This is a genomic window from Streptomyces sp. 5-10 (assembly GCF_014712245.1).
GTDB classification, from domain to species: Bacteria; Actinomycetota; Actinomycetes; order Streptomycetales; family Streptomycetaceae; genus Streptomyces; species Streptomyces violaceusniger.
In genome coordinates, this window is record NZ_JACVYG010000016.1 from 1 (window position 1) to 14,600 (window position 14,600).

The window sequence follows — 14,600 nt, forward strand, 5'->3', positions numbered from 1 at the left end:
GCGTTAGGGAAACGCCCGGTTACATTCCGAACCCGGAAGCTAAGCCTTTCAGCGCCGATGGTACTGCAGGGGGGACCCTGTGGGAGAGTAGGACGCCGCCGAACAAATTTTGCAGAGAGCCCTGTCGGGACTTCGGTCACCGGCAGGGCTCTTCTCTTGTTGTGTTGCGGGCCACTCGGTGTTCATGTTGTCTGGGCACGATGCCGCTCATGGGGACTCCTACGGATGAGCTGCTGCATGAGTTGACCCGGGCGCGTGTGCGGCCGGGCGACGAGGTCATCGTGCCGTCCTACGGCACTCCCGAAGCCGCGGAAGCGGTGCTGCTGGCCGGCGCCAGGCCGGTGTTCGTGGACATCGACGCCCATACCTACTGCATAGACCCGGCCGCGGTGGCCGAGGCGCTGACGCCCAGGACCGCGGCCATCGTGGCCATTCACACCTTCGGACATCCCGCCGACATGGCGGCCCTCACCGAGCTCGGCCGGCGGCACGGCGTGCTGGTGATCGGATACGGGGCTGCCGCTGAGCCCGCCGGGGAGATACTGCGGCGGCAGGCCAACGCGGCCTATCTGGACGGAAAGCTGCGTGGCGTCCTCACGCCGTCGGTCGCGCCCGGCGTGGAACACACCTACCAGCAATACGTCGTCCGGGTCCCCGGCAACGGCCGGCCGGACCGGGACGCCTTCGCCCGTACGCTGCGTTCTCGCGGCGTCGTATGCCATGTTCCCGTACAGACGCCCGCGCACCGCACCGCGCGCTTCCGGCGCGATCTGTGGCTCGCGGAGACCGAGCGCGCGGCCGATGAGTGCCTGGCGCTGCCCGTCGATCCGACCATGTCGCGGCGGGAGTTGCAGCGCGTGGTCTCGGCCTGCAACGCGCTGGGTGGGCTGCTGCAGTCAGCCGCCTGAGTCACGGGGCGGGTGGTCGGGAGCGCACCCGAGTTCGGGTATGATCGATCTCGTCGACGCGCCCCAATAGCTCAGTCGGCAGAGCGTCTCCATGGTAAGGAGAAGGTCTACGGTTCGATTCCGTATTGGGGCTCTCCTGCGAAGGCCCCCGCCATATGGCGGGGGCCTTCGTCATGTTCGGGCAGGCGTCCGGGGCGCCCCGGCCCGCCCGGCCGCCTCAGGCGTCGGCGGGCTCGGGCTCCGGGACGCGCATCGCCAGGATCGCCATGTCGTCGGACGGCGGCTCCGCCGCGAAGCGCTCGACCGCCCGCAGCACCCGGGCGGCCACCGCGCCCGCCGTAAGGCCGGTGCAGGTCGTGAGGACGTCGATAAGGCCGTCATCGCCGAGCATCCTGGTGCCCTCGCGCCGCTCCGTCACCCCGTCGGTGACGCACAGCAGCACATCGCCCGGGTCGAGCGTCACCGTCTGCTCGTACAGCTCGAGGTCCTCCATGACGCCGAGCAGCGGCTGGGGCTCGGCCGCCGCCTCCACGCTGCCGTCCTGGCGCAGCCGGAGCGGGAGCGGATGTCCGGCGCAGACGACCTTGAGCACCGCGCTGCCGTCGTGCTGCGGCCACAACTCCCCGTAGAGGAGGGTCAGGAAGCGGCTGCGGGCGCCCTCGTCGAGGATCGCCGCGTTGAGCCGCTCCAGGACCGCCGGGCCGCCGAAGCCCTCGCGGGCGAGCAGCCGCAGGGCGTGCCGGGCGAGTCCGGTGACCGCGGCGGCCTCCGGTCCGGTGCCGCAGACGTCGCCGATGGCGAAGCCGTACGCCCCGTCGCGGATCGGGAAGAGGTCGTAGAAGTCGCCGCCGACCTCGTTGCCCTCGCCCGCCGCGCGGTAGATGACCTCGACCTCGACTCCGGGGACCTCGGGCTGCTCGGGCGGCAGCAGACTGCGCTGCAGGGACTGGCTGATGGCGGTGCGCTCCGAGTAGAGCCGTGCGTTGTCCAGGGCGAGCGCGGCCCGGCGGGAGAGGTCCTCGGCCAGCTCCAGGTTCTCCTGGCGGAAGTGCTCGTCGGTGGGCTTGCCGAGGATGAGCATGCCGATGACGCGGTTGCGGGCCACCAGCGGCAGCACGACCGTCTCCCCGCCGACCGCGGAGGCGGTCGCGAGCGAGGCTCCGGGGCCGGAGGAGGGGCGGGCGGAGTCGCCGAGGCTGAGGCTGCGCAGCGAGGTGCGCAGAGCGGCGGCATGGGCCGCGTCATAGGGGCCGGACCAGCTGCGGGCGCCGCCGGTGGGGACCTGCTCCGGTGGATCGATCTTCATCAGCAGGGCCTTGAGCCCGTCGATGCGGTCCTCGTCCTCATGCAGAACATACGACAGCTCGGGCTCGGACGCCTGGTCGGCGACCGTATAGACGGCGCACCAACTGGCCAGCGTGGGCACCGTCATCTGGGCCATGAGCGCCAGCGTCTGATCGCGGTCCAGGGTGCCCGCCAGGAGGTCGGACGCCTCGACGAGGAAGGACAGGGAGCCGCGGCGCAGCCGCTCCAGCTCGGTGAGGCGGGCGCGCTCGACGGCGAGGGCGATGCGGTCGGCGGCGAACTGCAGCCGCAGGGCCTCTTCGTTGCTGTAGCGGGCGGGGGACTCGGCGGCGACGCCGAGCGAGCCGGTGAGCCGACCCTCGACCTTCAGCGGGACGGTGACCACGGAGCGCATCCCGGTGTTCACCAGCAGGGGAACGGCGCCGGGCACCGCGGACAGGTCCTCGTGCACGGCGGGCATCCGGGCCGAGCCATAGCGCCCGGTGCCCGCTTCGACGGGGACGCGGGCGAAGCGCTGGCGGGCGGAGGGCAGCCCGGTGGAGGCGCGGACCTCCAGCTCGGTCTCGTCGTCGGTCGCGAGCAGCAGATAGGCGGCGTCGCCGTCGAGCATGTCGCGGGCCCGCTCGACGGTGCGCTGGAGCAGTCCGTCGAGGTCGTCGGGGGCCGGGGAGCCGATGAAGACCTCGAAGGCGTCGGTGGCCGGGCCCCGCTCGGCGGATTCGGCGGTGTCCACGTTCGCACCGCGCATCGGGCTCTGGAGCACCGCGCGCTCGCGGTCGCGCACCAGCAGACAGACGGTGGACGGCTCGCCCTCGGCGTCGCGGATGCGCAGATGGGAGGCGTAGACGGGGGAGACCCGGCCGTCGGCGCCGCGGATGCCGTAGGAGCCCTCCCAGCGGGAGAGCAGGAGTGCCTCGGCGACACCGGTGCTGGTGCCGGGGGTGTGCGGCCAGGCCGCGAGGTCGGTCAGCGGCTTGCCGATGATCTGTTCCGGCTGGTAACCGAACAGTTCCTGAGCGTCCTCGTTCCAGGCGCTGATCAGTCCGCCGCTGTCGACCTGGACGACGCCGACCCGTACCCGGGAGTCGGCGATGGGCAGGGCGCTGGAGGGCAGGGCGGGTCCGGCGGCCCGGGTGCCGGCCGGGCGGTCGGGGAAGTCGAGCTGGAACCAGACCTGCTTGTGGGTCGCGGTGTACTCGACGCCCCAGCGGGCGGCGAGCGCGGCGCACAGCAGCAGACCGCGGCCGCCCTCGCGGTCGGGGTGGCCGAAGTGGTGGCCGCCGTTGCTCTGCAGCGGGACCTCGCGCTCGGGGTAGCGGTCGGCGACCTCGACGCGTACGCCGGTGTCGGCGCGGATGCACACAACGTCGGCGGTGGTACCGGCGTGCACCACCGCGTTGGTGACGAGTTCGCTGGTCAGGACGACGGCGTCGTCCACGATGTCGGTGAGGCCCCACCCCTGGAGGGTGTCCCGGACAAAGGTGCGGGCGGCGGCGACCGAGCGTCCCACCGGCTCGAAGGTGGCGGCTGCCCGCGCGGTGATCACAGGTCTCCTCATAAGTGTCTCGGCGATCTGCTCACCCATGTCGCAGCGCCCCTCCGATGCCCTGGCCGGTTGCCAGGTTACTTACCACCGATGCCGTCGCGAATGCCGGTCGGCTTCGATTCCACCCAGAGGTGCCCTCGGCGGTGTGGGATGCTGCCGAACTGTTATGGCCTGGTTGGGGCATGGTGAAACACTGGGGAAGCTGGAAGAAGAACCCGACGAGGACGGTCAACCCTGCGGGAGGGACACGGTGGAGTCTGGCGCAGCGGCGCGGGGCACGAATACGCGCGCGAAAGGCGGACGGTCCCGGAGCAATGGGACGACTGAAGTGGAGACGGCGGCCCTGAACCGGCTGCTGACCGCGATGACGGCCATGCGGGACGGGAACTTCCGCAAGCGGCTCACGGTCTCGGGCGAGGGCGTGATGTCCGAGATCGCCGCGGTCTTCAACGAGGTCGCGGACCGCAATCTGCAGCTCACGGGCGAGCTGACCCGGGTGCGGCGGGTGGTCGGCCGCGAGGGCAAGCTCACCGAGCGGCTGGAGACCGGCGCCTGTGAGGGGCAGTGGGCCGCGGCCATTGACGCGTCCAACGCCCTGGTGGACGATCTCGTACGGCCGGTGTCCGAGGTGGGCCGGGTGCTGTCGGCGGTCGCCGAGGGCGACCTGGAGCAGCGCATGGACCTGCGGGCGCAGGGCGCCGACGGGTCGGCGCATCCGCTGCGGGGCGAGTTCCTCAAGGTGGGCCGCACGGTCAACGGCCTGGTGGATCAGCTCTCGGCGTTCACCGACGAGGTGACGCGGGTCGCGAGTGAGGTCGGCACCGAGGGCAAGCTGGGCGGTCAGGCCCGGGTGCGCGGAATGTCGGGTTCGTGGAAGGACCTCACGGAGTCCGTCAACACGATGGCGTCCCGGCTCACCGCCCAGGTGCGTGACATTGCTCTCGTGACCACGGCGGTGGCCAAGGGTGACCTGTCCCGGAAGGTCACGGTTCATGTGTCCGGGGAGATGCTCGAGCTGAAGGAAACCGTCAACACGATGGTGGACCAGCTCTCCTCCTTCGCCTCCGAGGTGACCAGGGTCGCCCGTGAGGTGGGCACCGAGGGCGAGCTCGGCGGCCAGGCGAAGGTGCCGGGCGTCGCGGGCGTCTGGAAGGACCTCACCGACTCCGTCAACCTCATGGCCGGGAACCTGACCGCGCAGGTGCGCGGGATCGCCCAGGTCACCACGGCGGTCGCCAACGGTGATCTGTCGCAGAAGGTGACGGTGAGCGCACGCGGCGAGGTCGCGCAGCTCGCCGACACGATCAACACCATGACCGAGACGCTGCGCACCTTCGCGGACGAGGTCACGCGGGTGGCCAGCGAGGTCGGCGCCGAGGGGCTGCTGGGCGGTCAGGCGCAGGTGCCGGGTGCGGCGGGGACGTGGAAGGATCTCACCGATTCGGTGAACACCGCGTTCCGGAACCTCACCGCGCAGGTGCGGGACATCGCCCAGGTGACGACGGCGGTGGCGAACGGCGATCTGTCGCAGAAGGTCACGGTCGATGTGGCCGGAGAGATGCTGGAGCTGAAGAACACCGTCAACACGATGGTGGACCAGCTGCAGTCGTTCGGCGCCGAGGTGACGCGGGTCGCCCGGGAGATCGGCGTCGAGGGCGAGCTGGGCGGTCAGGCGCAGGTGCCGGGTGCGGCGGGGACGTGGAAGGATCTCACCGATTCGGTGAACACCGCGTTCCGGAACCTCACCGGACAGGTGCGCAACATCGCCCAGGTGACGACGGCGGTGGCGAACGGCGACCTGTCGCAGAAGGTCACCGTCGACGTCTCCGGCGAGATGCTCAAGCTGAAGAACACCGTGAACACCATGGTGGACCAGCTGTCCTCGTTCGCCGACCAGGTCACCAGGATGGCGCGGGACGTGGGCACCGAGGGCCGGCTGGGCGGTCAGGCCCGGGTGGACGGGGTCAGCGGCGTCTGGGCGGACCTGACCGACTCCGTGAACTCCATGGCCGGGAACCTGACGGCGCAGGTGCGCGGTATCGCTCAGGTGACGACGGCGGTCGCGCGCGGCGATCTGTCGCAGAAGATCGAGGTGGACGCGCGCGGCGAGATCCTGGAGCTGAAGAACACCATCAACACGATGGTCGACCAGCTCTCCGACTTCGCCGAGCAGGTGACCCGGGTCGCCCGCGAGGTGGGTACGGACGGTCGGCTGGGCGGTCAGGCGCAGGTGCCCGGTGTGGCGGGCGTCTGGCGCGATCTGACCGACTCGGTGAACGGCATGGCGGGCAACCTGACCGCCCAGGTGCGCAATATCGCCCAGGTGGCCACGGCGGTCGCGCGCGGTGACCTCTCCCAGAAGATCGACGTCGATGCGCGCGGCGAGATCCTGGAGCTGAAGAACACCCTGAACACGATGGTCGACCAGCTGTCGTCCTTCGCGGAGGAGGTCACCAGGGTCGCCCGGGAGGTGGGCACCGAGGGCCAGCTGGGCGGCCAGGCCGAGGTGCAGGGCGTCTCCGGGACGTGGAAGGACCTCACCCAGTCCGTCAACAGCATGGCCAACAACCTGACGTCCCAGGTGCGTTCGATCGCGGAGGTGACGACGGCGGTCGCCAAGGGCGATCTGTCGAAGAAGATCACCGTCGACGCCAAGGGCGAGATCCTGGAGCTGGTCACCACGGTGAACACGATGGTGGACCAGCTGTCGTCGTTCGCCGAGCAGGTCACCCGGGTGGCCCGTGAGGTGGGTACCGAGGGGCAGTTGGGCGGCCAGGCGCGGGTTCCGGGCGTGACCGGAATCTGGAAGGACCTGAGCAACAACGTCAATCTGATGGCCAATAACCTGACCATCCAGGTGCGGAACATCTCGCAGGTCTCGGCCGCGGTCGCCAACGGCGATCTGACGAAGAAGGTGACGGTCGAGGCGCGCGGCGAGGTCGCGGCGCTGGCCGACACCGTCAACACGATGGTGACGACGCTGTCCTCGTTCGCCGACGAGGTCACCCGCGTGGCCCGCGAGGTGGGCACGGACGGCATCCTGGGCGGCCAGGCCCGGGTGCCCGGCGTCTCGGGGACGTGGAAGGACCTCACCGAGTCCGTGAACTCGATGGCGTCCAACCTGACCGGCCAGGTCCGCAATATCGCCATGGTCACCACGGCCATCGCCCAGGGCGATCTGACCAAGAAGATCGACATCGAGGCACGCGGCGAGATCCTCGAGCTGAAGACGACCATCAACACGATGGTGGACCAGCTCTCGTCGTTCGCCGACCAGGTGACCCGGGTGGCCCGTGAGGTGGGCACCGAGGGCCAGCTGGGCGGCCAGGCGCGGGTGCGGGACGTGGCCGGCACCTGGAAGGACCTGACCGAGTCGGTGAACGAGATGGCCGGGAACCTGACCCGTCAGGTGCGCGCCATCGCCGAGGTGGCCACCGCGGTGACCCGCGGCGACCTCAACCTCAAGATCGACGTGGACGCCTCCGGCGAGATCCAGGTCCTCCAGGACCACATCAACACCATGATCGCCAACCTGCGCGAGACCACGCTCGCCAACAAGGAGCAGGACTGGCTCAAGGGCAACCTCGCCCGGATCTCCGGCCTGATGCAGGGCCGCCGCGACCTGGAGGACGTCGCCCGGCTGATCATGAGCGAGCTGACGCCGGTGGTCTCCGCCCAGCACGGCGCGTTCTTCCTGGCCGTGCCGCCCGGCGAGGGCACCGAGGTGGTCGCGGACAGCACCTCCGACGACGGCTACGAACTGCTGCTGGTCGGCTCCTACGGCTACACCTACGGCTCGATGCCCACGCGCTTCAAGCCCGGTGAAACGCTGATCGGCACGGTGGCCGAGGAGAAGCGCCCGATCCTGGTGGAGAACGTGCCACCGGGCTATCTCAAGATTGCCTCGGGTCTGGGTGAGGCGGCTCCGGCCCATGTGATCGTGTTGCCGGTGCTCTTCGAGGGGCAGCTGCTCGGCGTGATCGAGCTGGCCTCGTTCCAGCCGTTCGCCCAGATCCAGAAGGACTTCCTCAACCAGATCGCCGAGATGATCGGCACCAGCGTCAACACCATCAGCGTCAACACCAAGACCGAGGTGCTGCTGAAGCAGTCGCAGGAGCTGACCGAGCAGCTGCGCGAGCGGTCGGCCGAGCTGGAGAACCGGCAGAAGGCACTCCAGGCGTCCAACGCCGAGCTGGAGGAGAAGTCCGAGCGGCTGGCCCGCCAGAACCGCGACATCGAGGTCAAGAACACCGAGATCGAGGAAGCCCGGCAGGTGCTCGAGGAGCGCGCCGAGCAGCTCGCCGTCTCGATGCGCTACAAGAGCGAGTTCCTGGCGAACATGTCGCACGAGCTGCGCACGCCGCTCAACTCGCTGCTGATCCTGGCCAAGCTGCTGGCCGACAACGCCGACGGCAACCTCTCGCCGAAGCAGGTGGAGTTCGCCGAGACCATCCACGGCGCGGGCTCGGACCTGCTGCAGCTGATCAACGACATCCTGGACCTGTCGAAGGTCGAGGCGGGCAAGATGGACGTCAGCCCGACCCGTATCGCCCTGGTCCAGCTCGTCGACTATGTGGAGGCCACCTTCCGGCCGCTGACCGCGGAGAAGGGCCTGGACTTCTCCGTAAGGGTGTCGCCGGAGCTCCCGGCGACGCTGCACACCGACGAGCAGCGGCTGCTGCAGGTGCTGCGCAATCTGCTGTCCAACGCGGTGAAGTTCACCGACAGCGGCGCCGTGGAGCTGGTCATCCGGCCGGCGGGCGCGGATGTGCCGCACGCCATCCGGGAGCAGCTGCTGGAGCACGGTGCGCTGCGCGACGCGGACGCCGAGATGATCGCGTTCTCGGTGACCGACACCGGTATCGGCATCGCGGCGAGCAAGATGCGGGTGATCTTCGAGGCGTTCAAGCAGGCCGACGGCACCACCAGCCGTAAGTACGGCGGCACCGGACTGGGCCTGTCCATCAGCCGGGAGATCGCCCGGCTGCTGGGCGGCGAGATCCACGCGGCCAGCGAGCCGGGCCGCGGCTCGACGTTCACCCTCTACCTGCCGCTGCACCCCAGCGAGCTGCCGCCCCAGGGCTACCCGCAGCTCGCGCCGAGCAGCTCGGCCCGGGGCCCGCTGGCGCTCGAGGCGCTTCCCAGCGCCGTGGAGGAGGCCGAGGAGCACGGTGCCGCGGCGGAGCGGGAGGAGGCCGCACAGGACGCCTCCGACGGCTCCCAGGCGTCGCGCGGCCATGGCGGCTCCGGGCTGTTCCGGCGGCGTCAGCGGGCCGAGGAGGCGTCGCGGGCCGATGCGGAGCAGGCCCCGCCGCAGCCGGAGACGGAGTCGGGCGACCGGTCGGCGGGCCGTCGCCGGGGGCAGGCGCAGGCCCCCGAGCCGTGGCTGCTGGGCGGCCAGGACCTGGTGGCCCCGGAGCCGACGGGCGGCTTCCACGGCGAAAAGGTGTTGATCGTCGACGACGACATCCGTAATGTCTTCGCGCTGACCAGTGTGCTGGAGCAGCACGGGCTACAGGTGCTGTACGCGGAGAACGGCCGGGAGGGCATCGAGGTCCTGGAGCAGCACGACGATGTCGTGCTGGTCCTGATGGACATCATGATGCCCGAGATGGACGGCTACGCCACGACGGCCGCGATCCGCAGGATGCCGCAGTTCGCCGGGTTGCCGATCATCGCCCTCACCGCGAAGGCGATGAAGGGCGACCGGGAGAAGAGCATCGACGCGGGCGCGTCGGACTACGTCACCAAGCCGGTCGATACCGATCATCTCCTGACGGTGATGGAGCACTGGATGTCAGTGGAGTGACCCGGGGTACGCGCGGGACAGCCGTGGTGTTGACTGAGTGTCGCCGAACACGTGTGGGAACGCGGTATTCGGGGAACCTTCTGGTCTCCCACCGCGTTTCTGCTACGTGCACAGTGACATCGCGGTGACAGGGTGTGGCGAACAGCGGGGTGCGGCTACCATGACCGGCACAAGGACGGGCGGCGCAAGGGAGTCGTCCCCTGGGGCGGCGCCCGGTGCTTCCCCCAGCTCTGCGAGCTGGGGAGACCCCAAGCCGGGACGAGGAGGACGGGGCATGGTGCAGAAGGCCAAGATCCTCCTGGTCGATGACCGGCCGGAGAATCTGCTGGCGCTGGAGGCCATTCTCTCCGCGCTCGATCAGACCCTGGTGCGGGCATCGTCAGGGGAGGAAGCGCTCAAGGCGCTGCTGACGGACGACTTCGCGGTGATTCTGCTGGACGTCCAGATGCCGGGCATGGACGGGTTCGAGACCGCGGCGCACATCAAGCGCCGGGAGCGGACCCGCGACATCCCGATCATTTTCCTCACCGCGATCAACCACGGCCCGCACCACACCTTCCGGGGCTATGCGGCCGGCGCGGTGGACTACATCTCCAAACCCTTCGACCCGTGGGTGCTCAGAGCCAAGGTCTCGGTCTTCGTGGATCTGTACATGAAGAACTGCCAGCTGCGGGAGCAGGCGTCGCTGCTGCGGCTGCAGTTGGAGGGCGGCCAGCCCGCCGCCGGGGAGGCCAAGGAGTCGGCGGGGCTGCTCGCCGAGCTGTCCGCGCGGCTCGCCGCCGTCGAGGAGCAGGCCGAGGCGTTGTCCAAGCAGCTGGACGAGTCGGCCGACGCCGCGGCCGTGGCCACGGCGGCCCATCTGGAGCGCAAGCTGACCGGTCTGCGGCGGGCGCTGGACGCGCTGGAGCCGGGCGCGGGCAGCGGAGCCGGCCAGGTCCCCTCACAGAACTGACCCCGCTGCCCCACCGTCACCGTCGGTCGGTCATCGCCGACCGGTCACCCGCACTTTGACACGCCGTCACGGCCGTCTCACCGCCTCGTCGGCGCGGCGGCACCGGAGTGACGTCGGTGGCGCCTGATACCCCCGCCATGCGTGCTCCGTACGGCGGACGCGGGTAACCTCGCCTCCATGGCCTCTCGTACGTCCGGCAAGGGTTCCCAGAGCACGGCGGGCACCTCGAAGAAGCGCGCCGGGCAGTCCGGAGGCGCGGCGAAGAAGGCGGCCGCCAAGAAGGCGCCCGCGAAGAAGGCACCCGCCAAGAAGTCCGCCGCGCCCGCGAAGAAGGCCGCGCCGAAGAAGGCGGCGGCAAAGGCGGCGCCGCCACCCGCCCCGAACCCCACCAGCGGCGTGTTCCGCATCGTGCGCGCCGTGTGGATGGGCATGGCGCGCGGCCTCGCGGCGATGTTCCGCGGCATAGGACGCGGTGCCAAGGGACTCGATCCGGCCCACCGCAAGGACGGCAGCGCCCTGCTGCTGTTCGCCCTCGCCCTGATCGTCGCGGCGGGCACCTGGTCCAATCTGGACGGGCCGGTCGGCAGGCTGGTCGAGATGCTGATCACCGGCGCCTTCGGCCGGCTCGACCTGGTGGTGCCGATACTGCTGGGCACCATCGCCGTCCGGCTGATCCTCCACCCGGAGCGGCCGGAGGCCAACGGGCGGATCGTCATCGGGCTCTCGGCGCTCGTCATCGGCGTCCTGGGGCAGGTGCACATCGCCTGCGGCGCCCCGGGGCGCGGCCAGGGCACCGAGGCGATGCAGGACGCGGGCGGTCTGATCGGCTGGGCCGTCTCCCGGCCGCTGATCTACCTGATGGGCGACGTGCTGGCCGTACCGCTGCTGGTGCTGCTGACCGTCTTCGGGCTGCTGGTGGTCACGGCGACGCCGGTCGCCGCCATTCCGCAGCGGCTGCGGCAGCTGGGCGTCCGGCTGGGCCTGGTGCGGGACCACGAGGACGCGTACGCGTCGGAGGCCGGGTACGACGCGGCGGAGTACGCCGACGAATGGCGCGAGACGCCCGCCAGACGGCCTCGCAGGGCCTCGCTCGCCAAAGAGGACCCGGACGGTGCCGGAGGCCCGGAGCGGGCCGAGGAGGAGGCGCTGCGCAAGCGTCGGCGCTCGCGCCGCTCGTCGTCCACCCAACCGCCGCTCGACCGGCCCTTGGACGCGGTGGACGTGGCGGCCGCTGCCGCCGCCTCGCTGGACGGGGCCGTGCTGCACGGTGTGCAGCCCTCGCCGCTCGTCGCCGGGCTCAGCAACGGGATCGCGGGCGAGCGCGAGGACGGGGCCGCGAGCGGCGGGGTGCCGGGCGCGCGCGACGCCGACAAGGAGTCCGGAAGGGCCGCCGGGAAGGGCGGTGCCAAGGGCAAGGCGGCGGCCGGTAGGGGCCGTCCGGACAGGGCCGACGAGGCGGATCCGCAGCAGGTCCCCGATCTCACCCGGCCCGCGGCCGAGTCCGGCGAGCCGTTGCCGCCGCGCGCCGAGCAGCTCCAGCTCTCCGGCGACATCACCTACTCGCTGCCCTCGCTCGAGCTGCTGGAGCGCGGCGGCCCCGGCAAGACCCGCAGCGCGGCCAACGACGCGGTCGTGGACTCGCTGACGAAGGTGTTCACGGAGTTCAAGGTGGACGCCGCCGTCACCGGCTTCACTCGCGGCCCGACGGTCACCCGCTATGTGGTGGAACTCGGCCCGGCCGTCAAGGTCGAGCGGATCACCGCGCTGACCAAGAACATCGCCTACGCGGTCGCCAGCCCCGATGTTCGTATTATCAGCCCGATCCCCGGCAAGTCGGCCGTCGGCATCGAAATCCCCAACAGCGACCGCGAGATGGTCAACCTGGGCGATGTGCTGCGCTCGGCGGACTCCGTCGGCGACGACCACCCGATGCTCGTCGGGCTGGGCAAGGACGTCGAGGGCGGCTATGTGGCGGCCAATCTGGCCACCATGCCGCATGTGCTGGTGGCGGGCGCGACCGGTTCCGGCAAGTCGTCCTGTATCAACTGCCTGATCACGTCGATCATGGCTCGGGCCACGCCGGACGATGTGCGGATGGTGCTGGTCGATCCCAAGCGGGTGGAGCTGACCGCCTACGAGGGCATTCCGCATCTGATCACACCGATCATCACCAACCCCAAGCGCGCCGCCGAGGCGCTCCAATGGGTCGTACGGGAGATGGATCTTCGCTATGACGACCTCGCGGCCTACGGCTTCCGCCATATCGACGACTTCAACGCGGCGGTCCGCAGGGGGAAGGTGAAGGAGCCCGAGGGGAGCGAGCGGGAGCTCAAGCCCTATCCGTATCTGCTGGTGATCGTCGACGAGCTGGCCGATTTGATGATGGTCGCACCGCGCGATGTCGAGGACTCGATCGTGCGGATCACGCAGCTGGCGCGCGCGGCCGGCATCCACTTGGTGCTGGCCACCCAGCGGCCCTCCGTGGACGTCGTCACCGGTCTGATCAAGGCCAATGTGCCCTCGCGACTCGCCTTCGCCACCTCCTCGCTGGCCGACAGCCGCGTCATCCTGGACCAGCCCGGCGCCGAGAAGCTGATCGGCAAGGGCGACGGCCTCTTCCTTCCGATGGGTGCGAACAAGCCCATCCGGATGCAGGGCGCGTATGTCACCGAGTCCGAGGTCGAGGCGGTCGTCGCGCACTGCAAGGAGCAGATGGCACCGGTCTTCCGCGACGACGTGACGGTCGGGACGTCGAAGAAGAAGGAGATCGACGAGGAGATCGGCGATGATCTCGATCTGCTCTGTCAGGCCGCTGAGCTGGTGGTTTCCACTCAATTCGGCTCGACGTCGATGCTTCAGCGCAAGCTGCGGGTGGGTTTCGCCAAGGCGGGGCGGCTGATGGATCTCATGGAGTCCCGGAACATCGTCGGCCCGAGCGAGGGATCCAAGGCGCGCGATGTGCTCGTCAAGCCGGATGAATTGGATGGCGTGCTCGACGTGATCCGCGGTAAGGCTCACTCATAAGGGTTTGGCGGGCAACCGTTTCCCCTACCGAAACGTCAAGTTGAGGGAGGTGGCGGAGTGAGACCCCAAAATCGTGATCGAACGGCAATCCCGATGGCGGACAAACTCCGTCCTCCCGCTTGCCCGACCCTTTCGCCCCACCCCTAGACTGAACCTCCAGCAGGTGGCTCACGCTCGAAAGGCGCCCCCGTGTCCATCGGCAACCTTCCCGAAGACGGCAACTCCCCCGAAGACGACCGGCCTTCCATCGGTCGCGCCCTCCAGCAGGCCCGTATCTCCGCGGGGCTGACCGTCGACGAGGTCAGTTCCTCGACCAGGGTGCGCACCCCCATCGTGCGGGGCATCGAGCAGGACGATTTCTCGCGCTGCGGCGGCGATGTCTACGCCCGGGGGCACATCCGGGTGCTCGCGCGCGCCGTGGGCCTCGATCCGGAGTCCCTGATCGCGCAGTTCGACGCCGAGCACGGCGGCCGGCCCGCGCCGACCGCGCCGGCGCCGCTGTTCGAGGCCGAGCGGATCCGCCCCGAGCCCCGGCGCCCCAACTGGACGGCCGCGATGGTCGCGGCGATCGTCGCCGTGGTCGGATTCGTGGGCTTCACCCTGGTCCGGGGCGGCGACGGCGACGGCGACGGCTCGAGCGTCGCCGAGGACACCGCCTCGCCCAAGGCCAGCGCCTCCGCGCCCACCAACACCGCCGCCCCCTCCAAGCCCGCCACCCCGCACAAGCCCGACCCGTCCGACAGCGCCATCGCGGGCGTCCCGGCGGACAAGGTCACCGTCAAGCTGACCGCCGAGGGCGGCCAGAGCTGGATCTCCGCCCAGGACCACAACGGCCGGCTGATCGAGGAGGGTGTGCTGCGCGAGGGGGACTCCAAGACCTTCAGCGACAGCAGGCGCATCGACCTGGTGCTGGGCAACGCCGGCGCGATCAAGCTGTTCGTGAACGGCAAGGAAGTGAAGAACGTGGGCACCAGCGGGGCCGTCCAGCGGCTGAGCTACACCAAGGGAGACCCCGAGGCGGGCTGAGCCGCGCGAGGATCGGCAGCCCTGGCAGCG

Annotated in this window: 6 protein-coding genes, 1 tRNA gene and 1 rRNA gene; 7 read left to right on the forward strand and 1 reads right to left on the reverse strand. The window is 70.2% G+C overall.

All coding sequences use genetic code 11. From position 1 onward, the window contains the following. The 3 genes from rrf to IEJ02_RS19490 all read left to right on the forward strand — a co-directional run. Nucleotides 1-104 (forward strand): 5S ribosomal RNA (gene rrf / locus IEJ02_RS19480); the annotation flags it as partial. 105 nt (nucleotides 105-209) lie between these two features. After that, the gene (locus IEJ02_RS19485; RefSeq protein WP_191066053.1) at nucleotides 210-908 is read left to right on the forward strand and encodes a DegT/DnrJ/EryC1/StrS family aminotransferase; all 699 of its coding nucleotides are present in this window, start codon (nucleotides 210-212) and stop codon (nucleotides 906-908) included. A gap of 60 nt (nucleotides 909-968) precedes the next feature. Continuing rightward, nucleotides 969-1,041, forward strand: a tRNA-Thr gene (locus IEJ02_RS19490). 84 nt (nucleotides 1,042-1,125) lie between these two features. Here the strand turns inward: IEJ02_RS19490 and IEJ02_RS19495 are convergent. Continuing rightward, on the reverse strand, nucleotides 1,126-3,759 hold the full coding sequence (locus tag IEJ02_RS19495) for a SpoIIE family protein phosphatase (RefSeq protein ID WP_191066148.1): 2,634 nt from the start codon (nucleotides 3,757-3,759) through the stop codon (nucleotides 1,126-1,128). A 250-nt stretch (nucleotides 3,760-4,009) separates the two neighbouring features. Between IEJ02_RS19495 and IEJ02_RS19500 the strand changes: the two genes are divergently transcribed. From IEJ02_RS19500 to IEJ02_RS19515, 4 genes are all read left to right on the forward strand, one after another. Next, nucleotides 4,010-9,568, forward strand: coding sequence for a HAMP domain-containing protein (locus IEJ02_RS19500; RefSeq protein WP_191066054.1), 5,559 nt, complete (start codon nucleotides 4,010-4,012; stop codon nucleotides 9,566-9,568). A 274-nt stretch (nucleotides 9,569-9,842) separates the two neighbouring features. Continuing rightward, nucleotides 9,843-10,520, forward strand: a complete 678-nt coding sequence (locus IEJ02_RS19505; RefSeq protein WP_020868040.1) for a response regulator — start codon at nucleotides 9,843-9,845, stop codon at nucleotides 10,518-10,520. Between the two features lie 177 nt (nucleotides 10,521-10,697). Next, the gene (locus tag IEJ02_RS19510) at nucleotides 10,698-13,544 is read left to right on the forward strand and encodes a DNA translocase FtsK (protein ID WP_191066055.1); all 2,847 of its coding nucleotides are present in this window, start codon (nucleotides 10,698-10,700) and stop codon (nucleotides 13,542-13,544) included. A 189-nt stretch (nucleotides 13,545-13,733) separates the two neighbouring features. Beyond that, nucleotides 13,734-14,570, forward strand: coding sequence for a helix-turn-helix domain-containing protein (locus IEJ02_RS19515; RefSeq protein ID WP_191066056.1), 837 nt, complete (start codon nucleotides 13,734-13,736; stop codon nucleotides 14,568-14,570). Nucleotides 14,571-14,600 lie beyond the last annotated feature (30 nt).